General features: G+C 70.9%; 20 protein-coding genes and 1 pseudogene. 14 read left to right on the top strand and 7 right to left on the bottom strand.

The genetic code is table 11. The features are described 5' to 3' along the window. Positions 1–41: 41 nt before the first annotated feature. The 3 genes from Athai_RS13480 to thrS all read left to right on the top strand — a co-directional run bounded on the left by Athai_RS13480 (position 42) and on the right by thrS (position 6030). Entirely contained in the window at positions 42–992 is a 951-nt protein-coding gene (locus Athai_RS13480; RefSeq protein WP_203961807.1) for a hypothetical protein, read from the top strand. Next, positions 989–3670: a VIT domain-containing protein gene (locus Athai_RS34115; RefSeq protein ID WP_239156915.1), complete on the top strand. Its 2682-nt coding sequence runs from the start codon at positions 989–991 to the stop codon at positions 3668–3670. Before Athai_RS13480 ends, Athai_RS34115 begins: the two co-directional genes overlap by 4 nt. Before the next feature lie 326 nt (positions 3671–3996). Continuing rightward, positions 3997–6030 (top strand): threonine--tRNA ligase, encoded by a 2034-nt coding sequence (thrS, locus tag Athai_RS13495; protein WP_203961808.1) that lies wholly within the window; start codon positions 3997–3999, stop codon positions 6028–6030. 169 nt (positions 6031–6199) lie between these two features. On the opposite strand, the gene Athai_RS13500 is transcribed toward thrS, so the two are convergent. Then, positions 6200–6442 (bottom strand): hypothetical protein, encoded by a 243-nt coding sequence (locus tag Athai_RS13500; protein WP_203961809.1) that lies wholly within the window; start codon positions 6440–6442, stop codon positions 6200–6202. A 178-nt stretch (positions 6443–6620) separates the two neighbouring features. Between Athai_RS13500 and Athai_RS13505 the strand changes: the two genes are divergently transcribed. Next, on the top strand, positions 6621–6851 hold the full coding sequence (locus Athai_RS13505) for a winged helix-turn-helix domain-containing protein (protein ID WP_203961810.1): 231 nt from the start codon (positions 6621–6623) through the stop codon (positions 6849–6851). 103 nt (positions 6852–6954) lie between these two features. Here the strand turns inward: Athai_RS13505 and Athai_RS13510 are convergent, their stop codons facing one another. The 3 genes from Athai_RS13510 to Athai_RS13520 form a co-directional block, all read right to left on the bottom strand. Then, a complete protein-coding gene (locus tag Athai_RS13510; protein ID WP_203961811.1) occupies positions 6955–8262 on the bottom strand; it encodes a S8 family serine peptidase in 1308 nt (435 codons plus the stop codon). 70 nt (positions 8263–8332) lie between these two features. Beyond that, positions 8333–9556 carry a hypothetical protein gene (locus tag Athai_RS13515; protein ID WP_203961812.1) on the bottom strand — a complete coding sequence of 408 codons (1224 nt, stop codon included), beginning with the start codon at positions 9554–9556 and terminating at the stop codon, positions 8333–8335. After that, positions 9553–10275, bottom strand: coding sequence for a hypothetical protein (locus Athai_RS13520; protein ID WP_203961813.1), 723 nt, complete (start codon positions 10273–10275; stop codon positions 9553–9555). Before Athai_RS13520 ends, Athai_RS13515 begins: the two co-directional genes overlap by 4 nt. A gap of 307 nt (positions 10276–10582) precedes the next feature. On the opposite strand from Athai_RS13520, the gene Athai_RS13525 reads away from it, so the two are divergent. The 3 genes from Athai_RS13525 (at position 10583) to Athai_RS13535 (ending at position 12894) form a co-directional block, all read left to right on the top strand. Further along, complete coding sequence (locus tag Athai_RS13525) at positions 10583–11386, top strand: hypothetical protein (RefSeq protein ID WP_203961814.1); 804 nt, start codon at positions 10583–10585, stop codon at positions 11384–11386. A gap of 15 nt (positions 11387–11401) precedes the next feature. Then, positions 11402–11842, top strand: a complete 441-nt coding sequence (locus Athai_RS13530; protein WP_203961815.1) for a hypothetical protein — start codon at positions 11402–11404, stop codon at positions 11840–11842. Positions 11843–11910: 68 nt separating this feature from the next. After that, the gene (locus Athai_RS13535; protein WP_203961816.1) at positions 11911–12894 is read left to right on the top strand and encodes a hypothetical protein; all 984 of its coding nucleotides are present in this window, start codon (positions 11911–11913) and stop codon (positions 12892–12894) included. On the opposite strand, the gene Athai_RS35260 is transcribed toward Athai_RS13535, so the two are convergent. Further along, entirely contained in the window at positions 12775–13527 is a 753-nt protein-coding gene (locus tag Athai_RS35260; RefSeq protein ID WP_203961817.1) for an RNHCP domain-containing protein, read from the bottom strand. The genes Athai_RS13535 and Athai_RS35260 overlap by 120 nt on opposite strands. 510 nt (positions 13528–14037) lie before the next feature. On the opposite strand from Athai_RS35260, the gene Athai_RS13545 reads away from it, so the two are divergent. The 3 genes from Athai_RS13545 to Athai_RS13555 all read left to right on the top strand — a co-directional run bounded on the left by Athai_RS13545 (position 14038) and on the right by Athai_RS13555 (position 17073). Beyond that, the gene (locus tag Athai_RS13545) at positions 14038–15312 is read left to right on the top strand and encodes a glycoside hydrolase family 18 protein (protein ID WP_239156916.1); all 1275 of its coding nucleotides are present in this window, start codon (positions 14038–14040) and stop codon (positions 15310–15312) included. An 89-nt stretch (positions 15313–15401) separates the two neighbouring features. After that, positions 15402–16523: a serine hydrolase domain-containing protein gene (locus tag Athai_RS13550; protein WP_203961818.1), complete on the top strand. Its 1122-nt coding sequence runs from the start codon at positions 15402–15404 to the stop codon at positions 16521–16523. Between the two features lie 67 nt (positions 16524–16590). Beyond that, a complete protein-coding gene (locus Athai_RS13555; RefSeq protein WP_203965649.1) occupies positions 16591–17073 on the top strand; it encodes an HIT family protein in 483 nt (160 codons plus the stop codon). A gap of 9 nt (positions 17074–17082) precedes the next feature. Here the strand turns inward: Athai_RS13555 and Athai_RS13560 are convergent, their stop codons facing one another. After that, on the bottom strand, positions 17083–17796 hold the full coding sequence (locus tag Athai_RS13560) for a potassium channel family protein (protein ID WP_203961819.1): 714 nt from the start codon (positions 17794–17796) through the stop codon (positions 17083–17085). A gap of 156 nt (positions 17797–17952) precedes the next feature. Here Athai_RS13560 and Athai_RS13565 point away from each other — a divergent pair, with 156 nt between their 5' ends. Then, entirely contained in the window at positions 17953–19689 is a 1737-nt protein-coding gene (locus Athai_RS13565; RefSeq protein ID WP_203961820.1) for an MFS transporter, read from the top strand. Positions 19690–19734: 45 nt separating this feature from the next. Then, complete coding sequence (locus Athai_RS13570; RefSeq protein ID WP_203961821.1) at positions 19735–20220, top strand: MarR family winged helix-turn-helix transcriptional regulator; 486 nt, start codon at positions 19735–19737, stop codon at positions 20218–20220. Positions 20221–20292: 72 nt separating this feature from the next. On the opposite strand, the gene Athai_RS13575 is transcribed toward Athai_RS13570, so the two are convergent. Beyond that, on the bottom strand, positions 20293–22488 hold the full coding sequence (locus tag Athai_RS13575; RefSeq protein ID WP_203961822.1) for an elongation factor G-like protein EF-G2: 2196 nt from the start codon (positions 22486–22488) through the stop codon (positions 20293–20295). A 314-nt stretch (positions 22489–22802) separates the two neighbouring features. Here Athai_RS13575 and pgsA point away from each other — a divergent pair. Continuing rightward, positions 22803–23426: pseudogene (gene pgsA / locus Athai_RS13580) on the top strand (phosphatidylinositol phosphate synthase); the annotation flags it as partial. A 128-nt stretch (positions 23427–23554) separates the two neighbouring features. Continuing rightward, positions 23555–24589, top strand: coding sequence for a phosphatidylinositol mannoside acyltransferase (locus tag Athai_RS13585; RefSeq protein WP_203961824.1), 1035 nt, complete (start codon positions 23555–23557; stop codon positions 24587–24589). The last annotated feature ends 2 nt before the right edge of the window (positions 24590–24591 follow it).

Below are 24591 nucleotides of genomic sequence, written 5' to 3' on the forward strand. Positions count from 1 at the left end.
GGTGGTTGACACTGTCACGATGTCAGTGTCATGGTTCAGGTATGGAACCGCAGCCGTGGCGGACGGAACCGCTCTGGACGCTCGACGAACTCGTCGAGCGGGCCGGCCGCGCCCTGTCCGGCACCTCGGCCGCGAACGGGCGGGTCCGGCAGCTGCCGGACCGCCGCGCCGTCCGGTGGTACGCGAGCACCGGACTGGTCGACCGGCCCGGCGTGATGCGCGGCCGGGTCGCGCTCTACGGTCGCCGGCAACTGCTGCAGCTGGTCGCGGTCAAGCGCCGGCAGGCGCAGGGTGCCCGACTCGCCGACATCCAGGCCGAACTGGCCGGCGCCGGCGACGCCGAGCTGGCCGCGATCGCCGCGGTGCCGCCCGACCTGCTGGCCGGCGAAACCGCCGCCGCGCCGTCGGAGCAGGTCCCGGTGCGGCCACGGTTCTGGCTCGACGTGCCCGCCGCGGTGCCGCCGCCTCGCGCCGGCACCCGCACCGCTGCGCCGCCGCAGGGTGGCGACCCGGCCCACGGCGGCGACCTGGCCCACGGCGGCGACTTGGCCCACGCCAGCGGCGCGGCCCACGGCGGCGACCCGGCCCACGGCGGCGACCCGGCCCACGGCGGCGCCGTACTGGACGAGGGTTCGGCCCGCGAGTGCGGCCCGGCTCAGGACGACGGATCGATCCGGCACGGTGATGCGGCCCAGGATGGCGGCTCGGCCCGGGACGGCGGCTCGGGGTGGCATCGTCCGGCGGTGGCCGCCCCGCGCGGGTGGCCGGCTGACGAGCCGGCCGGCCTCGTGCACGGGTTGCCGTTGGGCGGCGGGGCGGTGTTGCTGCTGCCGCCGGGGGATGCGGCGCCGACCGCGGCGCAGTCCGCCGCGTTGCGCGCCGCCGCGGCACCGTTGCTCGCCGCGCTCGCCGCGCAGCGCGGCGATGGTCCGGCGGCTGACGCCGCGAAGGACGACACTGACCGCAGCGACCCGCAGGAGGAACCGCGATGACAGTGCAGCTGACGCCGCTCGGCGACACCGAGTTCGACCGGGTGGGCGCTCGCCGTACCGGCGCGGCGGCCACCGACGAGGAACCGGGCGCCGGCGCGCTGACCACCCCGCGCGGCAACCTGCCGCTGGCCGCGCTCGCCGTCGACGCGCGCATCGTCGGGTTGACCGCGCACACGGTGCTGCGGCAGACGTTCCGCAATCCGTACGACGAACCGTTGGAGGCCACGTACGTCTTCCCGCTGCCGCCGCGGGCCGCGGTGACCGGCATGCGGATGACCGCCGCCGACCGGGTGGTGGTCGCCGAACTGCAGGAGCGCGCGGCCGCCCGCAAGCGGTACGACGAGGCCGTCGAGAGCGGTCACCGGGCGTCGATCGCCGAGCAGGAGCGGCCGGACGTGTTCACCATGCGGGTCGGCAACATCCTGCCGGGCGAGCGGGTCGAGGTGGAGCTGACCACCGAGGGGCTGCTGCCGTACGTGGACGATGCCGCGACGTTCCGCTTCCCGCTGGTGGTCGCGCCCCGCTACATCCCCGGCACGCCGCTGCCCGGTGGCTCCGTCGGCGACGGTACGGTCCCGGACACCGACGCGGTGCCCGACGCGTCCCGGATCACCCCGCCGGTGCTGCTGCCGGGGTTCCCGAACCCGATCGACCTGTCGGTCACGGTGCGCATCGACGCCGCCGGGCTGCCGCTGGGCCAGGTCCGCTCCAGCCTGCACGCGGTCGAGACCGAGCAGACCGACGACGGCGTCCGGCTGTCCGTCGAGCCGGGGGAGCGCGCCGACCGCGATTTCGTGTTGCGGCTCGGCTACGGAGCGAAGGCCGTCGCCACCGCGGCGAGCGTCGCTCCGGATCGGCCGGCCCCCGAGCCGGCCGGCACCGGACCAGCCGACGCCGAACCGGCCGACCCCGGACCAGCCGACGCCGGACCAGCCGACGCCGGACCAGCCGACGCCGGACCAGCCGACGCCGAACCAGCCGACCCCGGACCAGCCGACCCCGGACCAGCCGACCCCGAACCAGCCGACCCCGGACCGGCCGGCACCGGCCCGGACCCGACCGGCTCCGGTACCGACTCCGAGTACGGCGCGGGTACGGTGCGGCTCACCCTGCTGCCGCCGACCGACGCGGTGCCGCCGCGCCCGCGCGACGTGGTCCTGCTGCTGGACCGCTCGGGCAGCATGAACGGCTGGAAGATGGTCGCCGCGCGGCGGGCCGCGGCCCGGATCGTGGACACGCTCACCGACGCCGACCGGTTCACCGTGCTGCTGTTCGACCACCTAGTCGAGCACGCCGCCGGGCTGCCGGAAGGGCTGGTCGCCGCGACCGACCGGCACCGGTACGCGGCGGTCGAGCAACTGGCCCGCACCGATGCCCGCGGCGGTACCGAGCTGCTCGCCCCGCTGACCGAGGCGCTGTCGCTGCTGTCCGAGCCGGGCCGGGACCGGGTCCTGGTGCTCGTCACCGACGGCCAGGTCGGCAACGAGGACCAGATCGTCGCGGCCAGCGCCGACCGGCTCGCCGACGTCCGGGTGCACACCGTGGGCATCGACCGTGCCGTCAACGCCGGGTTCCTCGGCCGGCTCGCCACGCTCGGCGGCGGCCGGTGCGAGCTGGTGGAGTCGATGGACCGGCTGGACGAGGCGATGACCGCCATCCACCGGCGCATCTCCACCCCGGTGCTGCGCGACCTGCGGCTGGAGTTCGACGGCCCGCAGCCGGTCGACGGCACCCTCACCCCGGCCCGGATGCCTGATCTGTTCCCCGGCGCGCCGGTGGTCCTGACCGCCCGGCTGCGCACCACCGGTGCCGGTCGGGTCCGGGTGCACGCGCGGCGCCCGGACGGTACCGCGTGGTCGACGACCACCGAGCTGGCGGCGGCCGAGGACCCGGCCGCGGCGGCGGTGTGGGCCCGCGGCCGGCTGCGCGACCTGGAGGACAGGTACGCGATCGGCGCCGCCGACCGCGCCGCCGTGGAGGCGAACATCGTGGCCACCTCGCTGCGGTTCGGCGTGCTGTGCCGGTTCACCGCGTACGTGGCGGTCGACAGCCGGGTGGTCACCGAAGGTGGTGCCCGGCGCCGGGTGACCCAGCCGGTGGAGCTGCCGTCCGGCTGGGAGCCGCCGTCGATGCCGGCCGGTGGTGGTGGCGGCATGCGGCCGATGGCGATGAAGCTGGCCGCGTCCGGTGGCGCGCCGGCCCCCGGCGCCCCGGCGGCACCCGGCGGTGCCGCCCCGTCGGGCGGCCCCGGGGTGTCCGCCCGGCGCTCCCGGCCGGCGGTGTTCGGTCGCCCCGGGTTCGCGCCCGCTCATCAGCCCTCGGCCGATCCGATGGAGGGTGCGCACCAGCAGGCGGCGATCGAGCTGCGCCGGTTGCGCGCGCTCGGCCCGGCCGACGACCGGCGGACCGCACTGGCCGACCTGGGTACCAGGCTCGCCGCGCTGGTCGACGGCCTGCCGGACCGCACCACCGGCCGCGCCGAGCTGGCCGCGCTGGCGGCCGACCTGCGGGCCTGCGACGGCGACGAACCGCCGCGCGGCACCGACCTGGACGAGCTGTGGCAGCGGGCGGTCGACCTGCTCGCCGCGTTCGTCGGGGAGCGGCCCGCGCCGCGCCGGTCCGGCCGGCGCCAGCGCCGCGGAGACGGTTCCGACCGCCGCGACTCCTTCTGGCGCTGACCCCTCGGGCGGACCCGGCCGCTCCGGGCTACCGGCGCGGTGTGCAGGGTGCTCGCGGCCACGGCCAACGTCGACCGGGCCGCTCCGGGCTGCTGGCGCCGACCCGGCCGGGGCGGCTGTTCCGTGCCGGTGCGGTGGCTTCGGGTGGCGGCCCGGACCGGCCCGGGCGTCCCCGGCCGGTTCGGCCCGGGCCGGGCCGACGCGTCGCCGATGGGTGGTATGGCCAGGTGGCCGCGCACGTCGCCGGCAGAGCGACCGATAGCATCGAACGGGTCCGGCCGAGTCGTCGGTCCGGCGTCCCGCAGCCTTCTTGACGAGGAGTCATCGTGCCCGCAGCGACCGCCGCCCAGGGGAGTGCGACCGCCTCCGTCCTCGTGCCGGCCGGTACGACGGCGGCCGAGGCGATCGGCGCGGCCGGGCTGCCGACGTCCGGCCCGACCGCGATCGTGGTGGTGCGCGCCGACGGCGCGTTGAAGGACCTGGAGTGGGTGCCGGCGACCGACACGGTGGTCGAGCCGGTGCCGATGGACTCGCCGGACGGTTTGAACGTGCTGCGCCACTCGGCCGCGCACGTGATGGCGCAGGCGGTGCAGGAGATCTTCCCCGGCACCCTGCTCGGCATCGGCCCGCCGATCGAGAACGGCTTCTACTACGACTTCCTGCCGGAGAAGCCGTTCACCCCGGACGACCTCGCCGCCATCGAGAAGAAGATGGGCGCGATCATCAAGTCGGGGCAGCGGTTCCACCGGCGGCCGATCTCCGACGAGCACGCGCACGCGGAACTCGCGCACGAGAAGTTCAAGCTGGAACTGATCGACCTGAAGGGTTCGGCGGGCGAGGCGGCCGAGGGAGCCAGCGTCGAGGTCGGCGCCGGCGGGCTGACCATGTACGACAACCTCGACGCGAAGACCGGCGACCTGGCCTGGACCGACCTGTGCCGCGGGCCGCACCTGCCGACCACCCGGCTGATCCCGGCGGTCAAGCTGATGCGCAGCGCCGCCGCCTACTGGCGCGGCAGCGAGGCCAACCCGCAGCTGCAGCGCATCTACGGCACCGCGTGGCCGACCCGGGACGAGCTCAAGGCGTACCTGAAGCTGCTGGAGGAGGCCGCCAAGCGCGACCACCGCAAGCTCGGCGCCGAGCTCGACCTGTTCAGCTTCCCGGACGAGATCGGCTCCGGCCTGGCGGTGTTCCATCCCAAGGGCGGCATCATCCGGCGCGAGATGGAGGGCTACTCGCGCACCCGGCACGAGCAGGCCGGGTACGAGTTCGTCAACACGCCGCACATCACCAAGAGCAACCTGTTCGAAACCTCGGGCCACCTGCCGTACTACGCCGACACCATGTACCCGCCGATGCAGCTGGAGGGCGCGGAGTACTACCTGAAGGCGATGAACTGCCCGATGCACAACCTGATCTTCCGGTCCCGGGGCCGGTCGTACCGGGAGCTGCCGCTCCGGCTGTTCGAGTTCGGCACCGTCTACCGGTACGAGAAGTCCGGCGTGGTGCACGGGCTCACGCGGGTGCGCGGCATGACGCAGGACGACTCGCACATCTACTGCACCGCCGAGCAGATGGACGGCGAGCTGCGCACGCTGCTGGCGTTCGTGCTGGATCTGCTGCGCGACTACGGTCTGGACGACTTCTACCTGGAACTGTCCACCCGCGACGACTCGGACAAGTTCATCGGCTCGCCGGAGGACTGGGAGCGGGCCACCGAGGCGCTGCGACTGGCCGCCGAGGAGTCGAAGCTGGAGCTGGTGCCGGATCCGGGCGGCGCGGCGTTCTACGGTCCGAAGATCTCGGTCCAGGTGCGGGACGCGATCGGCCGCAGCTGGCAGATGTCCACCATCCAGGTCGACTTCAACCAGCCCAAGAGGTTCGGCCTGGAGTACCAGGCGGCGGACGGTTCGCGGCAGCAGCCGGTGATGATCCACCGGGCCCTGTTCGGCTCGATCGAACGGTTCTTCGGGGTGCTGACCGAGCACTACGCCGGTGCGTTCCCGGCGTGGCTGGCGCCGGTACAGGTGGTCGGCATCCCGATCCGCGACGACCACGCCGACTACCTGCAGTCCTTCGTGGACCTGCTGCGGGCGCAGGGCATCCGGGCCGAGGTGGACACCGCCGACGACCGGATGCAGAAGAAGATCCGCAACGCCCAGAAGCAGAAGATCCCGTTCATGGCGATCGCCGGCGACGACGACGTGACCGCCGGTACGGTGTCGTTCCGCTACCGGGACGGCTCGCAGCGCAACGGCGTCCCGCTCGACGATGCCGTCGCGCACGTCGTCGAGGTGGTCCGCTCCCGTACCAACGTCGGCCCCTCCGCCGAGGCGGCCGAGGCGGCCGAGGCGGAGTAGTCCCGCCGGGTTTCCTTGCCTGACGCCGGATTTCCTTGTGTACCAAGGAAACCCGGCTCGGCACATCCTGCCGCCCGGTGCCAGGCGGGCGGTCAGCGGCGTTGGCCGAAGAGCAGGATCGCCAGGCAGATCAGCAGCACGACCACGCACCAGCCCAGGTAGGCCAGCCTCACCGCACGTCCTGGACCAGCAGCCCGTCGAGGCGGCAGAAGAAGACTCGGGCCCGTCCCTCCTTGTCGTTCGGGTCGAGCGGCCCCGCGGTCAGGTAACACATTCCCTCGGTGAGTGCCTTTTCCGCGGTGATCACGTGCCACCAGGCGGCGCCCGCCCCGTACACGCCGGCGGCCGGGCTGATGTGCACGAGCTGTCCGGCGCGGGGGAGTCGATCGGGCCGCCGGATAAGGTTCGTCATAGCCGCTCCCTTCGCGAGCGGTCAGGGGCCGGGCGGCGTGGACTGGACGCCACCCGGCCCTGTCGATGGGTTGCCGGCTACGTTAGCTGAACAGATAGGTACTAGTCTAGTGCAGGTTAGGGATGGTTAGCAGTGTACCGGCCAGACATGCAGCATGCCGGGTTGTCATGATCGGCTCATGTCGATCGATCCTGACGCGCCGGAGTACGCCTGGCAGCAGCTCGCGGCGGTGATCGAGGACCGGATCGCCTCCGGGAAGTACACCCGGCGGCTGCCGTCCGAGTCCTCGTTCAGCCAGGAGTTCGGCCTGGCCCGCAACACGGTGCGGCGAGCCATGGAAGATCTCCGCGAGCGGGGCCTGGTCGTCACCATCCCGCAGCGCGGCACTTTCGTGAAACGCGACGCCTAGCAGTTGGACGTCACCGCTGGAGTGCCGGCGGCGGGCGCGGCACGGAGCCATCGCCGATCCTGCGTGTCACTGGCGCTCTTCGGCGGCTCGGGAAGGCTGCTGGTCACCGATTCTTGTCAGGCGGCGGGGGAGCGCCAAGACTCGGCTCGCCAACCGATCCGCCCGGAGCCCGGTTCGTCGGAGGAACAGCCCAGGGCGCCGGTTGCCTGCCTCCGGCCCTGTCGCCCGTACCCGGGCCGCGGCCCCGCCGTACCACCACGACGATGGTGATCACGATGATGGCGAGAAGAGCGAGGATGGCGATCACGATCGCGACGACCAGCGGCCCGCTGGTGCCGGGGCGCCCCGCGGTCGTCGGCGAGTACGCCTTGGCCGGCGCCGACGAGGCGAGGGGATCGGCGACGATGCCGCCCAGTGGGTTCTTGTCGACCGTCGGTACGTTCGCCGTGAGCGCGGCGACCGGGTTGACGATCCCGAACCCGTACTGCTGATCCCACCCCTTCGGCCCGCGATCCGTGGCGGTCCTGATGATCCGGTTGATCACGTTCGCCGCGTCCAGGTGCGGAAACTTGGCCCGCACCAACGCCGCCACCCCCGACACGATCGCCGCTGCGTCACTCGTGCCCGTGCCCTGTGCGTAACCACTGTCGCTTGCTGGTGACGGGCCAACGATCTTCACCGCAGGCGCCGCGAGCGTCGCATACTCGCCTTGTGCCGATCCTGTCCAGAAATCACCTCCTTGGTTAACGCCCGTGACGTTGAGGACACCCTTCAAACGGCCCGGAGCCCCGACCGAAGTGATGCCCATATCGACGTTGCCGGCGCTGCCCACGACGAGCACGTCGTGGACCTCGGCATAGTGGATCGCGGAGACGAGCCGTGGCGTGGATGAATTGCTACTCAACGAAATGCTGATGACGGTGGCGTGCCGGTCGACTGCCCAACGAATGGCGTCCGCGACTGCGTTGTAGTCGAGGTCGGCGCCGTCATCCGCAGCAACACGGGCGGGAAGGATCTCGACGCCGGGCGCCACGCCAAGCGCGTGCTGCGCGTTACCCCCTTGCGCGGCAATAATTCCAGCCATCGCGGTGCCGTGGCCGTTCGTGTCTTGCCGGGCGGACGACCCCGCCGCTACGCCGAACGACCGACCGGGCAGTACATGCCCAGAGAGATCTGGGTGGTTCGCGTCGACTCCGGTGTCGATCACCGCGACGGTGACCCCGGCGCCGGTGCTGACGCGTTGTGCCTGCGGCACGTGCAGATAGTCGAGATACCACTGGCCATGGCGCACAGTGTCGGCGTGGGCCGCCGTGGGAATCGCCAAGAGTCCGATCACGCCGAGCGCCACGATCGCCGCGCGCCGCCGCCAGCCTGAGCGGTGCGCTGTCCCCGCGCTGCCTGTGTCGATCACTCGATCGCCCCTGCGCTGTTGGTCTTCGGCGCCGGGTTCTTTGGACGCCAAATCTCGTCATCGTCCTCGGTCAGCCAGCTGCGCCGCTCGTCGCGCTCCTTGTTACCGCCGGTACCGCCGTTGTGCGGCATGGCGCCGTACATGTTCGATCGGCCCGCCGTGGCCGCCCCGCCTCTACCAGCAGCGATGCCTCTCGGCCGGTCCGCTGCGGGACCAGCGGGGGCATGACGGCCGCTCCGGATCCGGTTGCCGGATCCGAACCGCCGATGCCTGCACCGTAGCCACCGCTGACGCCACCGAAGCTGCCGGCTCCCGCGCCTCCGCTAGCTCCGAGCCCACTGCCGGGACCGCCGCCAGGCGCGGCCGAAGCAGCACCACCGGCCAGCGCCGATCCGGGAGCCTCGGCCCGGTGCGAATAACCGGCCGATCCACCAGATGCTCGGGCGTCGTTCGCCTGGTCTAAATCGGAGCGCCAGGAAGTAGCGTGCCAGTCCGGCGCTGCTGGCGGAGGTGACCCGATACTCGGCCCGGTCGAGCCGCCATAGCCGCTGTAGCCAGCACCCCCGAAATCTCCACCGCCGTGGGCGCCCGCGCCGCTTCCATCGCCCGTCGCAAAGGGATCCTCAGCACCGGCCACGCCAAAGGTCCCGGTCGGGATGGCGTAGGTCTGTTCGCTGTAGGCGGCGAGCAGGGTGCCGAAGGCGGCGCGGGCCTGGCGGGTACCGCGCACGTACCAGTCGTCGATCGCCTTCTTCTTGTGGCCGTAGGGATCGTTGGGGACCTTGCCGGCCGGGCGGCCGTGGGTGTCGGCGGTGATCCCGTTGTGGTCGTACATGTACTTGAGGAAGCCGCCGTCGTCGTAGCGGTCGCGGTGGGTGCGGAAGAAGTGGTACTGCACCTGATTGCCGGACTCGGCGTCGGAGTACTGGATGGTGTGCGTGGCGGGGTGTTCGCCGTCGCCCATGTCGGGTAGCGGGATGTCGGCGATCGCGCGGGCCAGCGCGCCGCCGGTGTCACCGGACAGCTCGACCACCTTCGATGTCTTCTCGTAGAACGTGTCGATGGCCATGACCAGGCTGTCGTAGTGCTTGCGGTACGCGTCGGCGCCGGTACCCGACCAGTCCTTCTCGCTGAGCCTGCCGCGGATGTCGCGCAGCGTACGAGACGCCGCGTCGAGGATCTGGAAGTACTTGTTGTAGGCGAGCTGCAGTTCGAAGACCCGGTCCGGCCGACCAGCCATCGTCACGGCGCGGATGATGCCTTCCCACGTGAACCCGTCCGCATCGTCGCTCACGCCCCACCGCCTCCGCCGTATCCACCGGTCGACCCAGCGCCCCCATCGCCCGCCCCGCTCGTATCCGACCCGCCGTTCGTCCCTGACCCGCCGTCCGCGCCGCTTGAGTCGCCGGCCCCGGTCCCGCCCGATCCGTCGGCGCCGGTCCCGCCGGTACCGCTGGCTCCGCCCTGCGCGTCGCCGGCCGGGTCGGCGCCCGCCGTGCCGTACGCGCCGGCCGCCGTGGCGCTGCCGCCGGAGGCGCCGCTGGAGGCGAGCAGCGACTCGACCTGCTTGGCCAGCAGTCGGTTCCGTGCCTCGGTCGACCTGTACCGCTTGGCGATCAGCTCGGTGCCGTCCGCGAGCTGCTGGACCGCCGAAGCGAGGCTCGTACCGAAGTCGCGCGTCGACGCGGCGGCCGCGCCGTAGCGACCCCACAGGTAGTCGGCGTCGGAGAACCGGCCGGACGGGTTGTTCCAGTCCTTCATCGCACCGCCGTAGTGGTGCTGGGCATGCCGGCCGGACAGCTCGACGATCTGCTTCGCCGCCTTGCCCAGGTCCCGGTCCAGGTAGTCGGCCAGGTTGCTCAGCTCGCGCGCGACGTCCGCCAGATGCTTGGCGTCCGCCTGCAGGTGCCGCCCGCTGTCTCCCACGGCCAGGTCCGGCGTCGTCGCCGTGCCCTCGCCATCGATTGCGTGCTGCGGCCCGTCGCTCGGCCCCGCCGCCCCGTCCAACGCCATCCGGCAAACACCCCGCAACTCCCGAAAACCGACCGCCGCGACCCTACCGAACCCCCACCACCCCTCATGTCGCCGCCACGACACAACACGTGGTGAGCGCCGGTCCGTTGCCGACCGCCCTGCTGTGCCGGGTGCGGCGCCCTGGCCGGTTGCGACCATCTGCCAGCATCTGCTCCGAATCAGTGTTTGCCATCGAACAGGGGAGCAACGTGGACATTGCGCAACGCGCGGCCGGCTCGGGCATCGAGGCGAGATCACCCGGTGCCCGCCTCATGTTCGGAACTTACGAAGCAGTGGGTATGGAAGAATGAACTATTCGCGGTTCCGCCATTGCCCGTTGGCGTTGATTCTTGGATCAACGATCGCCATTTTTGCTGCCGGATGTACTCAAAGTCCGGAAGATCATCCCGGGGTAGGCAAGTCGTCTGTGGCTTCGCCTAGGAGTGCGCCACCGTGTCGGTTGAAGGCTGTTGCCAGCGGGTTCTCGGCGCACACGATTGCTGGCTCCGGGGTGATCGAGTGGGCGGCCGTGGTTGAGAACCCCTGCGATCGGGTTGCGTACGGAGTCCGTGTTGGCGCCTCGGCACTCGACGGCCGCGGAAAAGAGATTGAAGCTCACGGTGTGTTCGTTGGCGGCGGTGAGGATCTGCCGACTCTTCTGTCGAAGCAGAAGCTAGCCGTCGCAGGCACGATCGACGTGGAGAAAGACGATCCCTTTACGGCTGACGACGTGAAGTCGCTGAAAATAACGACCGGCGGAGAGGAGTGGGCTGATGAGCCTGCTTGGATGACTGAAAGTGAATTCACGAGGTTGTACCCGCACTGGCCGCGTGTGCATGCCGTGAACGTGCATCTTAGTGCCCGCGACGAGAAAGGATACGTCGGGCTCGACTTCGATCTTCGGGCGGATACTGGCCGGACAACGGTGCTCAACGACCCGTTTGGTGTTGTTGTACTCCGAGATCATGAAGGAAAGATCATCTCTGGGACCCGTATCCAGCTGGACGCCGACGTGTATGAGCACGAGCAAACCGGGATCTGGACCCCGGCCGCGACCGACCCAAGCAAGACGCAGATCTACGTAAATCAAAAAGCCTCTGGCCTGTCTTGAAAAAACGAGTGAGAGTTGAGTATGAAAACAAAAGGCTGGGAGTTCTGGACGGATCTTGGTGAGCTGATGTCCGTTGGGCAGATTCAGCTACCTCGTCTCGCATCATCTTTTGCTGTTGCGAACAGGGCAGTCGCACGGACGGCGCATCATGACCAGGAAATGTTCAATACGGGGATGGTGCCCGATGGTCTGGAGCATTCGATGAGCGAGAGTCATCGACTGTTCGGTGAGTTGCGAGATCTCGTACAGGATGCCATGGGCAAGACGGCGGACGCTTTGGAACACTCCGGCCGCGTCATCGTGCATGTGGCCAATACTTACGCAGCTACCGATGACGAAGCCAAAGCAGCCATGCGTAGTTATGTAAAAAATGACCCTACGTACGGCCTGGTGCACGAGAATGTCGTCGATTTCAACGTCCCGGGTGTTGTTATGAGCGATCATGGGGAATCCTGATGTCAGACCTAACCTACCATGATAGGGACTCTCTGTATTCTCTCGGATTTGACGTTCAAAAGGCGGCGATGAGTGCGCAAATTCGCTCGTACAATCACTACAGCGCTCATCTGACGTCGGCCGACCGGCTGGCATCTGCTAGAGGAATCTACGCCGAGACCGGTATTGATATCCTTGAAGAAAGAAACCGAGGTGCAGACACGCTCAGCGGTTTTTCCGACATAGCGTTCCAGATGTGGAAGGATGTTCCGGGCCTCTTCGTTCAGTTCGCAGGAGCAAACCCTCATGATTTTGAGCCGGCGATCAACAACCTGTCGGAGGCGGCCTACTGTGTCCACATGGATCTGGGGCCGGATCGCGCAAGCAGCGGGGATAGCTACGCGGTCCCTGGTAATTTCCAGATGCCAGATGAGCCGATCGCGACGAGAATTGGCAAGATCAACCATCTATTAGAGGGCTGGGATGGTACGGCCGCTGGGGCGTTTGCTGGATACATGGCCGCGCTCCCAGCCGCGGCTAGGCTGCAAAGCGGTGTAGCTATCTCGATAGCCGCTGCTCTGGCATGTACGCAGAGGTTGCTCTCCGCCGCTTACGCGGATATCTGGAACATCGGAACCAAGACGCGGGATGTGTTGAAGTCGTGGGGGACCTGGGATAAGGGGACATCGGCGGTTGTGTCACTGAGTATTGTTGGGGTGTTGGCGGCCGTAGTGTCCGAGATTGCAACATTGGGCGCCGCAACGCCGGAGTTGCTGGGAGCTGGTGCCGCAATTGGGTCGGCCACCGCCGGACTGGCAGGAACATTCGCGAGCATAGATCTTAATGGGTCAAGCGTCCCTCAAATAGTCTCGAACATGAAGAATGCGATCGAGAAGTTGATCTCTGTGATGAAAGAAGAGAACGGTATGATCAACAAGCTTCTTGACCGCGTTTTATCGCAGGCACGGCAAGCTCGTGACTCGTTGACTATTCCGAGCCCGAAACCATTGTATGGCGTTGCGACGGCCGATCTCACCCATCTCGAGAAGTGGGATGGCTTCTACGATTCTTGACAGATTGGACTCGACGACGGCCCGGGGACGCATCAACGCCCGAATTCGTCGGCGAATCTGGTCGCGATAACCAGGTTGTCCGTGCGCGGCTGCGTGGGCCGTCAACGACTCGGTTCGGTGGAGCCGGTACCACCTGGCCGAACAGTGTCGGCCGGGCGGCGCGGCGCTCTCAGCGGTGCATGAGGTCGATGATGCGGTCCAGGTTGTCGGGGAGCGGGTGTTGGTGGCGGTGCGGTTGCGGCGGGTGGCGCCGCAGCGGGTGCACCGATGGACCAGTTGGTAGCCCTTCTTGCTGTGGTAGTCGACGGCGATCGGTACGAGTAGTCCGCCGCAGTCGGCGCCCCGGTCTCCCGGGAGCACGTCGACGTGCACGGAGTGCAGGCAGAACGGGCAGTGGTTGCGGAAACCGCCGCCGGTGTGCAGCGGTACCTGGGCATGGCAGTGCACACACCGGAATGCGGTGTTGCGCGCGGCCTTCTTCTTGGCGTTGGTGCGGTGCGTGGCGATGGTGCCGCCTCCGGCGAGTCGACGTGGTCGAGGACTCGACGGGGCAGGGTTACGTTCGTTCTTCCCGCGCCCGGGTGCTTTGGGCGTGCGGGTTCCGGGCTGGGGTGCGCGAGGGACGCGATTCACCGCCGTCTGCTGCGGCGATTACTTCCGGTTCCGGCTTCACCGCGTCTCCGCGGATCCGGACCACGACCGGCTTTCCGGCGCCCGTCGGGCGGCGCCGCTGTACCGGCCACTGTCGCGAAGGGACTCCCGCGCGCCACCGGTAGGTGTCAGCGCACCCGCACCGGCATCGGCGTCTTCCCCTGATCAGGCAGCCATCGCAGCGGTTCGGGTCATCCCTCCTCCAGCGCGGTGGAACGGTCTGGTGCGGCGATGAGGCTACCGCTCGGTCAGCCGGATGGCTCGGCTGTTTCGGGTACGCGCCGCCGCGCCGACCCCCGTGGGAGCCCGCCGATGTCGGCATCCGCCTCGAGATCGCGCCCGATCCGGCGTCGGCGCCTGCAGCCGAGCTGCCGACGGAGCCGCGAGGGCGGCGGGGCCGGATCCTGCGTTGACAATCCGGGCGACCGGCGGGATCTTGGATCCGACAGCCCGGATTCTTTACTGTTTCCCCTTCTGTCCTCGGAGGCCGTGATGGCCGTTCCTGCCCTCCGGCGGTCGATGCTCGCCGCCGTCCTCGTCGCCCTGCTTCCGCTGCTCGCCGCCACTCCCGCCGCGGCCCAGTCGACCCCGGCCGCCACTCCCGCCGCGGACCGGCCGACCCCGGCCGCCACTCCCGCCGCGGACCGGCCGACCCCGGTCGCCGCTGCCGCCGCGGCGAGGTCGACCTCCGGCGCTGCCGGTACGGCGCGGCCGGGCGCCCCCGCCACCGCGACGTCCGGCCAAGGCGCCGTACAGCCGGACGCGGCCGGGTCGGTGTCGGTGTACGGGGCCTGGCACTGTTCCGACGACGCCTGCCTGTGGGGCACCGTGCGGGACATGACCCAGTTCGACGCGAACAACCACTGGTTGATCGACCGCGGGGACGGTCGGCCGTCGGTCAACCTGGTCGTACTCAGCTTCGTCAATCCGTTGCGGCTGCTGAACCAGACCACCGACGCGCAGACCGCCGGCGGGGTTCCGGTCGGTATGGACCAGGCCGTCGTCGACTACTTCACCAGCCACGGGGTGCGGGTGATGCTGTCGATCGGTGGCATCACCTACGTCGACGACTGGAACACGGCACTGGCCACGAACGGCGCCCAACTCGGGCGCAACGCCGCCGCGGTGGCGCGCCGGCTGGGTGTCGGCATCGAGATCGACTACGAGGAGAGCAGCAACCCGAACCTGACCGGCCTGCAGGCGTTCGTCGACGCCTACCGGGCGGCCGTGCCGTACGACGCGTCCGGCGCCGATCCGGCGGCCCGGCTGACCATCGACCTTGCCGCCGGTGACCGCTGGCTGATCGGCCTGACGCGGAAGGCGACGGCCGACTGGCTGCGCACCGACACGCCGGTACTGGACTACGCGAACGCGATGGTGCCCAGCCGGCAGCCGTCCACCGGTACCGCCGAATCGAACTGGACCGAGCATCTGGTCGGCAAGGCCACCTACAGTCCGCCGATCCCGCCGCTCGCGCCGGCCAAGTTCACCGGCAGTCTCTACATCGCCGAAGGCTCCAAGGTGCGCCCGGAGTGCACCGACTTCGCCGACTCGCTGCAGAGCTCGACCGGCGACTTCGTCCGGAACGCCGCGCCGCAGGGCGCCGGCGCCAGTACCGGCATGCTCGGGTACATGTTCTGGGCCGCCGAACGCCCGTCCACCCGCGGTGTGACCACCGACCCGCCGAACACCTGCGAGGGTGGCGTCGGAGCCGGCGCCACCGCGTACTCGGTGCCGGTCCCGATGCCCGCCCTGCGCCAGGACTGACGCCGGGCCGCACCGCGCACCTCGCCGATCTGGCTTCGTACCGTGGGAAGCCGGCGCATCATCGAGAGCGGCGACGGTGAGGTGCGCGGATGGACTGGACGGAGAACCTGACGCGGCGGGCCGGGGTGGATCCGGCTCCGCTGGCCCGGGCGGTGCGGCTGGTGGCCGGGCGCGGTGGCCGGGCCCAGCTGTGCGTGCTGCACGGTGACCGGGTGCTGGTGGACCGGTGCTTCGGCTGCCGGCCCGACTCGCTGTTCTGGCTGTTCTCGACCAGCAAACCGTTCGTGGCGTTGCTGGTGCACCGGCTGGCCGAGCAGGGGCTGCTGGGCCTGGACGAGCCGGTCGCGCGGTACTGGCCGGAGTTCGCGGCGCGCGGCAAGCAGCACGTCACCGTGCGGCACGTACTGGCGCACCGGTCCGGCGTGCCGCTCGCGCACGGCAGCATCGCCGCGGATTCGCTCGCGATGGTGGACGGTCCCCGCTTCGTCCGCGCCCTGCAACGGTCCCGGCCGCGGTGGGCGGCCGGCGCGGTCCCGGCGTACCACATCATCAGCTACGGCTACCTGCTCGGCGAGCTGGTCCGCCGGGTGACGGGCCGGCCGGTCGGTGCGGTGCTGCGGGACGAGCTGCTGGATCCGTTGCGGTTGGGCGACATTCACCTCGGCCTGCCGGAGCCGCAGCGACACCGGGCGGTGCCGGTGCACACCCGCGGCCGTACCCTGCCCGCCCGGTACTGGCTCAACCGGGACGCGCTGCGGGCGGCGCCGATCCCGGCGGCGGGTGTCTCGGCGACCGCGCACGACGTGGCGCTGTTCTACCGGATGCTGCTGCGCGGCGGCGACCTGGCCGGGTCGCGGGTACTCGCACCGGACAGCATCGCCGCCGCCCGGGAACCGTCGACCTCCGACACCGAACTGGACCGGCTGCTGCACGTGCCGGTGCGCTGGGCGCACGGGTTCCAGCTCGGCTCGGCGACGCCGGGCTCGCCGGCGGCGAACCCGCTGGGGCAGGCCAGCCACCGGGACGCGTTCGGCCACAACGGCTCCAACTGCTGTCTGGCCTGGGCCGACCCGACCCGTGACCTGGTGTTCGTGCACCTGGGGAACGTGTTCACCGCCGGGCACGAGGGTGCCCGCTACCTCGCCGAGGTCTCCGACGCCGTGCTGGCGGCGGTGGACGGCGGCCGTAGGATCGGTGGCCGTGAGCGATGAGCAGGTGATCCGGCAGGACGGGGCGGGCGATCCGGACGAGCTGGAACGGCTCTGGACGCCGTTCCGGATGGCCTACATCCAGGGCGAGAACAAGCCGACCGGCCCGGCCGACGACCCGGCCGGCTGTCCGTTCTGCCGGGTGCCCACGCTGCCGGACGCCGAGGGCCTGGTGATCGCGCGTGGCTCCAGCGTCTACGCGCTGCTCAACCTCTACCCGTACAACACCGGGCACCTGATGGTCTGCCCGTACCGGCACGTGCCCGACTACACCGATCTGACCGGCGCGGAGCTGGCCGAGTTCGGTACTTTCACGCAGACCGCGATGCGGGCGGTGCGCCGGGCCAGCGGCGCGGAGGGCTTCAACGTCGGGATGAACCAGGGCCCGGTCGGTGGTGCCGGCATCGCCGGCCACCTGCACCAGCACGTGGTGCCACGGTGGGGTGGCGACACGAACTTCATGCCGGTGATCGGGCACACCAAGGTGCTGCCGCAGTTGCTCGCCGACACCCGGACCCTGCTCGCCGACGCCTGGGCCGCGATCACCGGCTGATCGGTCCGTTCACCGCTCGGGCGGCGGGGGACGGCGCAGGTCGTGGCGGCGGGCGTGGCCGAGGTTGGCGACCGCCATCGCCACCACGGTCACCAGGTACAGCTGGCCGAGGACCGCTTCGGAGGCGGCGACCATCCGGCCCAGGTCGCCGCGTGCCACCAGGTCGCCGTAGCCGGTCGTGGTGATCGTGACGAGGCTGAAGTACAGGTAGTCCACGGCGCGCTCGCCGCCGGTTCCGGCGAAGAACGGTGGCCGGGCCGCGCCGATCAGCCCGAACGCGTCCGCGTAGCCGACGGCGACGAGCAGGTACACGCTCAGCGCGGCGGTGATGGTGGCCAGCGTGATGCGTGGCGACCGCCCGACCCGGGCCAGTACCAGCGCGATGGTGGCGGCGACCAGCAACAGCGTCAGGATGTCGCCGATGATCGCCAGCGGCTGGGATCCGGTGACGGCCGCGGCCAGTAGCGCCGCCACCGCCGCGGCGCCGACCGGCGCGGCCGCGCGGACCAGCCGGGTCGGGTAGCCCGCGGTGTGGATCGCGAACAGCAGGGCGAGCGTCAACAGGACGACGGCGCCGGCACCGCCAACCCCGCCGAATCCGGTGCCGATCAGGGACAGCAGCACCGCGAGCAGGACGACCCCGTAGGCGTCCGGCTGCTGGGTTCGCCGCCAGAGCCGGCGCAGCCGACCGGCCGGTACGACGGGCTGCGGCGTGTCCGACATGGCTCCAGCATCCCAGCGCGACCGGTACGGATCTCGCGTTCGGCGCAGGCTCGCCGGCGCTGGCGTGAGGTGCGTCCCGATCGAGCGGGATCGATCACCGCGACTATATTAGTTAGCAGCAAGCAACTAGCATGGCGTGCGGGAGGTTGTGCACGCATGTCAGAGGCTGCCGTGTCGCAGGCCGCATCAGGTCGTCGGAACCGGTTCGATCGGGACCACCCGCGCTACAAGTGGGTGGCGCTGTCCAACACCACGGTGGGCATGCTGCTCGCCACCATCAACGCGTCCATCGTGATCATCTCGCTGCCGGCGATCTTCCGCGGCATCGGTCTCAACCCGCTCGAACCCGGCAACGTCAGCTACCTGCTGTGGATGATCATGGGGTTCCTGCTGGTCTCGGCCGTGCTGGTGGTGTCGGTCGGGCGGCTCGGCGACATGTTCGGCCGGGTCAAGATCTACAACGGCGGCTTCGTCGTGTTCACCGTCGCGTCCATCGCACTGTCGCTGGATCCGTTCCACGCCAGTTCCGGTGCGCTGTGGCTGATCGCCTGGCGGGTGGTGCAGGGTGTCGGCGGCGCGATGCTGTTCGCCAACTCCACCGCGATCCTGACCGACGCGTTCCACGAGAAGCAGCGCGGCATGGCGCTGGGCGTCAACCAGGTCGCCGCGATCGCCGGCTCGTTCGTCGGGCTGGTCATCGGCGGCGTGCTGTCGGAGTACCACTGGCGGCTGGTGTTCCTGGTCAGCGTCCCGATCGGGGTGATCGGCACGATCTGGTCGTACACCTCGCTGCGGGAGCTGGGGCAGCGCAAACGCGAGTCGCTGGACTGGCCGGGCAACATCACCTTCGCCGCCGGGCTGTCCGTGCTGCTCGCCGCCATCACCTACGGCATCCAGCCGTACCGGTCGCACGCCACCGGCTGGACCAACCCGAAGGTCGATGCCGGCCTGGCCCTGGGCGTCGCCCTGCTCGTCGCGTTCTGCATCATCGAGAGCAAGGTGCGCGAGCCGATGTTCCGGCTCAGCCTGTTCAGGATCCCGCGGTTCTCCGCCGGCAGCCTCGCGGTGCTGCTGTCCGCGATCGGCCGCGGCGGCCTGCAGTTCATGCTGATCATCTGGCTGCAGGGCATCTGGCTGCCGCTGCACGGCTACGACTTCGTCGACACGCCGCTGTGGGCCGGCATCTACATGCTGCCGCTGACCATCGGCTTCCTGCTCGCCGGCCCGGTGTCGGGGTACCTGTCCGACCGGTTCGGGCAGCGCGTCTTCGCCTCCGGTGGGCTGGTCATCGTGGCCTGCACGTTCCTCGGGATGATGCTGCTGCCGGTCGACTTCCCGTACTGGATCTTCGCCCTGCTGCTGTTCGTCAACGGAGTCGGTTCGGGCATCTTCTCCTCGCCGAACACCTCGCGGGTGATGAGCAGCGTGCCCGCCCACCAGCGCGGTGCCGCCGCCGGCATGCGCGGCACGTTCCAGAACTCCGGCCAGGCACTCTCGATCGGCATCTTCTTCTCGCTGATGATCGTCGGGCTGGCCGCCACGCTGCCGACCGCGCTCACCCACGGGCTGGAGCAGCAGGGCGTACCGGCCGCCACCGCGCAGCAGGTGGGCGATTTGCCGCCGGTGGGCAGCCTGTTCGCCGCGTTCCTCGGGTACAACCCGATCCGCAGCCTGGTGCCGCCGAGCGTGCTGCACCAGCTGACCCAGCACCAGCAGGACACCCTGCTCGGCAAGGAGTTCTTCCCGCACCTGATCTCCGGCCCGGTACATCAGGGACTGGTCGTGGTGTTCACCGCCGCGGCGATCATGATGCTCGTCGGCGCGGTCGCGTCGACCTTCGACGGCCGCCGGAACCGGCGCACCGAAAGCGACCCGACCAGGGCCGATGCGTAACGTGCCGGTGGATAGGGTGGGGCATCCGCGCTGAGGACGAGGGGAATGGCAGTGTCCGAGAAGCCTGCGGCGGCCGCCGCTGCCGACCCGGTGCCCGCCGCCGACCCCACCGCGCCGTACGCGGCGGACGCCGCCGGGCTGTTCGTCGCGATGGCGCGGCTCAACCGGCTGGTGCGCCGCAAGGCCCCGGCACAGCTCGGGCACTCCGCCGTGGCGGTGCTCGCCACGGTCGTGTGGTCCGGTCCGCTGCGACCCAGCGACCTCGCGGCGCGGGAGGGCGTCAGCGCGCCGACCATGACCCGGGTGCTGTCCGGTCTGGAGGCCGGCGGCTACGCGGTGCGGGAACCCGATCCGGCCGACGGCCGGGCCAGCCTGGTGCGCGCCACCGCCGAGGGCGCCGCGCTGGTCCAGGGCAACCGCTCGGCGCGCTCCCGGGTGCTGCAGGAACGCATCGCCGCCCTGTCCGACGAGCAGCGGGCGGCGCTGCGTGCCGCGCTGCCGGCGTTGCAGGCGCTGTCCGGCGACGACTGACGGCGCGGCACCCCGCGGTCCCCGGCCCGGGCGACCGATGCGCCGGGCCCGTGTTCCAGCGCCCGGGGGCTGTCAGCGCGCCGCGTGCTCGGCGCGGATGTTCTCCGCGAGCTGCGCCGGCATCGGCTCGTACCGGACGAAGTGGCGGGTGAAGCTGCCGGTGCCGCTGGTCATCGAGCGCAGTTCGATGGCGTAGCGCAACAGCTCGGTCGCCGGCACCTCGGCCCGCACCAGGGTGCGCTCGCCCGGCTCCTGCTCGGTCCCGAGCACCCGGCCGCGCCGGCCGGACAGATCGGACAGCACCGTACCGACGTGGTTGTCCGGTACCAGCACCGCCACCTCGTCGAGCGGCTCCAGCAGCGTCACCCCGGCCTTGGCCGCCGCGTCCTTGAGCGCCAGCGCGCCCGCGGTCTGGAACGCCGCGTCCGACGAGTCGACCGAGTGCGCCTTGCCGTCGGTGAGAGTGACCCGCACGTCCACCACCGGGAACCCGGCCGACAAACCCGCGGCGAGCTGGTTGACCACGCCCTTCTCCACGCTCGGGATGTACTGGTGCGGCACCGCGCCGCCGACCACCTTGTCCAGGTACTCGAAGCCGCTGCCGGACGGCAGCGGCGCCACCTCGATGTCGCACACCGCGTACTGTCCGTGCCCGCCGGACTGTTTGACGTGCCGGCCGTGCCCGACGCCGGTGGCGGCGAACGTCTCGCGCAGCGCCACCCGGACCGGCTCGGTGTCGATCTCGGCGCCGCCGGCCCGCAACCGGTCGAGCACCACGTCGGCGTGCGCCTCGCCCATGCACCACAGCACCAGTTGCCGGGTCTCGGCGTTGCGCTCCAGCCGCAGCGTCGGATCGCCGGCCACCAGTCGCGCCATGTTGCGGGCCAGCGCGTCCTCGTCCGAGCGGGTGTGCGCGACGATCGCCACCGGCAGCAGCGGCTCGGGCATCTGCCACTGCTCGATCAGCAGCGGATCGGACTTCGCCGAGATCGTGTCGCCGGTCTCCGCGGTGCCGGACTTGGTCACCGCGCACAGGTCGCCGGCGACGCAGCGCGGCACCTCGCGCAGCGCGGTACCGAGGGGGGAGTAGAGGTGCGCGATCCGCTCGTCCGCGTCGTGGTCGGGGTGGCCGCGCTCGGCCAACCCGTGCCCGGCGACGTGTACCGCCACCTCCGGGGTCAGCGTGCCGGAGAACACCCGCACCAGCGAGACCCGGCCGACGTACGGGTCGATCGTCGTCTTGACCACCTCGGCGACCAGCGGACCGGCCGGATCCGCGGTCAGCGGGTCGCGCGGCGAGCCGTCCAGGTCGGTGACCGCGGGCAGGTTGTGCTCGGTCGGGCCGGGGAAACCGCGCACGATGCCGGACAGCACCGAGTCCAGCCCGACCGAACTCGGCGCGTCCACCGGAATCACCGGGTAGAACGATCCGCGCGCCACCGCCTTCTCCAGGTCGGTGATCAGGGTGGCCTCGTCGATCGCCTCGCCGTCGAGGTACCGGTCCATCAGGGTCTCGTCCTCGCTCTCGGCGATGATCCCCTCGATCAGCGCGTTGCGCGCCTCCTCGATCGCCTCGACGTGCGCGGCCTGCGCCGGCTGCTCGGCCGGCGGGTACCCGTTGCTGTAGTCGAACACCGTCTGGGTGAGCAGGCCGATGAGCCCAACGACCGGTTCGCCGGCGTCCTCCGGGGCATCGGCGGCTCGCTCACCGTGCACCGGCAGGTACAGCGGGAGTACGCCCTCGCCGAACACCCGCTGGCACAGCGCGACGGTCTCGTCGAAGTCGGCGCGCGGCGCGTCCAACCGGGTCACCACCACGCCGCGAGGCAGGCCGACCGCGGCGCACTCGTCCCACAGTGCGATCGTCGCCGCATCCATCCCGTCGACCGCGGAGACCACGAACAGTGCCGCGTCCGCCGCCCGCAACCCGGCCCGCAGCTCACCGACGAAGTCGGAGTAGCCGGGCGTGTCCAGAAAGTTGATCTTGGTGTCGCCGACCACGACCGGTGCCACCGCGAGGTTGACCGAACGCTGCTGGCGCACGGCCGCCGGGTCGGCGTCGCAGGCCGTACTCCCGTCGGTGACCGTGCCGGCCCGCTCGATCGTGCCGGTGGCCTGCAGCAGCGCCTCCACCAGCGTCGTCTTCCCGACTCCGGAATGCCCGACCAGCACCACGTTGCGCAGGTTGCGCGGATCATCGACCACCGGCCCAGGGCCGGCGGCTCCCTTCTCGGACCCTTTCTGCGGGCCCGTGCCTCGCTGTGCCATCCTGCTACCTCCCGTGCCGGGCCGTCACCGTCGCCGTGGCGGATGCTCACGCACCGCCTGCCGCCGATCACACACCCACACCACTACCGACACAACCCCGACGCGCCTGGCGGACACCGGCGCCGTAACGGTACGGGTGGACCATCGCACCGGATGCCGCCGGCCCGGCTGGCAACACGCTGAGTGCCGGGTACGGTGCGCTGCACGCCATGGTCGACAACCCGTTAAGGTGGGATGTCGCGCCCGCCGGCGGGTGCGGGCGTCCGGCCGGAGCGGGTGCGCCGGGGCGGATATCCCAACATCCTGGCGGGAGCATGGCGAAGATCTTCAGCGTGGTGGGCAGGGCCGGTGCCGCTCGGGTGGTCAGCCCCGTCGCCAGGGCCCTGTTGCGGGCCGGGGTCACCCCCGACGTCGTGACCCTGATCGGCACCGGTGCGGTGCTCGCCGGCGCGCTCGGGTTCGTGGCCCGCGGGCACATCCTCACCGGCCTGATCATCATCACCCTCAGCGTGAGTACCGACATGCTCGACGGCGCGATGGCGCGCGCCCGCGGGTACTCCACCCCGTTCGGCGCGTTCCTCGACTCGACGATGGACCGCATCGCCGACGCCGCGGTGTTCGGTTCGCTGGCGTTCTGGCTCGGCAACACCGGCCATCCGCTGCCGGCCATCGGCGCGCTGATCTGCCTCGGCGCGGGCCAGGTCATCTCGTACGCGAAGGCCCGGGCGCAGAGCGTCGGCTTCGAGTGCAACGTGGGCATCGCCGAACGGGCCGAGCGGCTGATCATCGTCGGCGTCGGCGGCCTGTTCTACATCTTCGGCCTCGACCTGGTCTTCTGGATCGCGATCTGGGTGCTCGCCGTGCTGTCGCTGATCACCGTCGGTCAGCGCATCCTGTACGTGCGCCGGCAGGCGGCCGGGATGCGCACCCCGCTGGGCAACGCCGACGGCCCCGGGCCGGCCGCGGCTGACTCGGCGACCGCCGGGGACGGCGACGCCCCGAGGACCGGCGAGGGGGACGGCGACTCCAGCGATCCGGTGCCCTCGCCGGGGCGCGGGGCAGGCACGTGAGCGGCCGCGGCGTCGAGCTGGCGTACGCGGCCGGGTGGAAGCTGGTCCGGCTGATGCCGGCGGGCCTGGCCAGGTGGGTCTTCCGGGCCGTCGCCGACCAGTTGACCCGCCGCGGCGGCCGTGGCGTCTGGCAGCTGACCCGCAACCTGCGCCGGGTCGTCGGCCCCGGTCCCAGCGAGGAGGAACTCTCCGGCCTGGTCCGCGACGGCATGCGCTCCTACGCGCGGTACTGGCTGGAGGCGTTCCGGCTGCCCGCGGTGTCCCCGGAGACGATGACGCGGACCTTCCACCTGACCACGCCGGAGCTGCTGGACACCGTCACCGGCGGCTGCGTACTCGCCCTGCCGCACGCGGCGAACTGGGAGCACGCCGGCGTCTGGGCGACCTCGCAGGGCATCCGGCTCACGGCGGTCGCCGAACGGCTCCAGCCCGAGGGCCTCTACCAGCGGTTCGTCGCCTACCGGCAGCGCCTCGGGATGGAGATCCTGCCGACCCGGGGGCCGGATCGCGCCACCATCGACACGCTCGCCGACCGGCTGCGCGACGGCGGGGTCGTGGCCCTGCTCGCCGACCGCGACATGTCCAGCCGGGGCGTCCCGGTGACCTTCTTCGGCCACCCCACCCGGATGCCACCCGGCCCGGCCCTGCTCGCGATCCAGACCGGCCGACCGCTGATCGTGGTGTCGCTGTGGTTCGGCGACGACGGGACGTACGCGAAGCTCACCGGCCCGCTCCCGGTGCCGGCCGAGGGCACCCTGCCGGAGCGGGTCGCCATGCTGACCCAGCGTGTCGCGGACGAGCTGGCCGCCGGCATCGCCGCGCACCCGGCCGACTGGCACATGCTCTCCCGGCTGTGGCTCGACGACCGCCACCGCACCACCTCGCCGCCCACCGACGGTGCTCCCGTCGACACCGACCCGGCCGCCAGCGCTCCCGTCGGTGCGGACCCGGCCGCCGACGCCACCACGGCCGAGCCGGCGGGGCCGGTGGCCCGCGAGTCCGGCCGGGACACCTCGACCGGGGTGCGGTGAGG

Origin of the sequence: Actinocatenispora thailandica (assembly GCF_016865425.1) — a bacterium.
GTDB lineage: Bacteria > Actinomycetota > Actinomycetes > Mycobacteriales > Micromonosporaceae > Actinocatenispora > Actinocatenispora thailandica.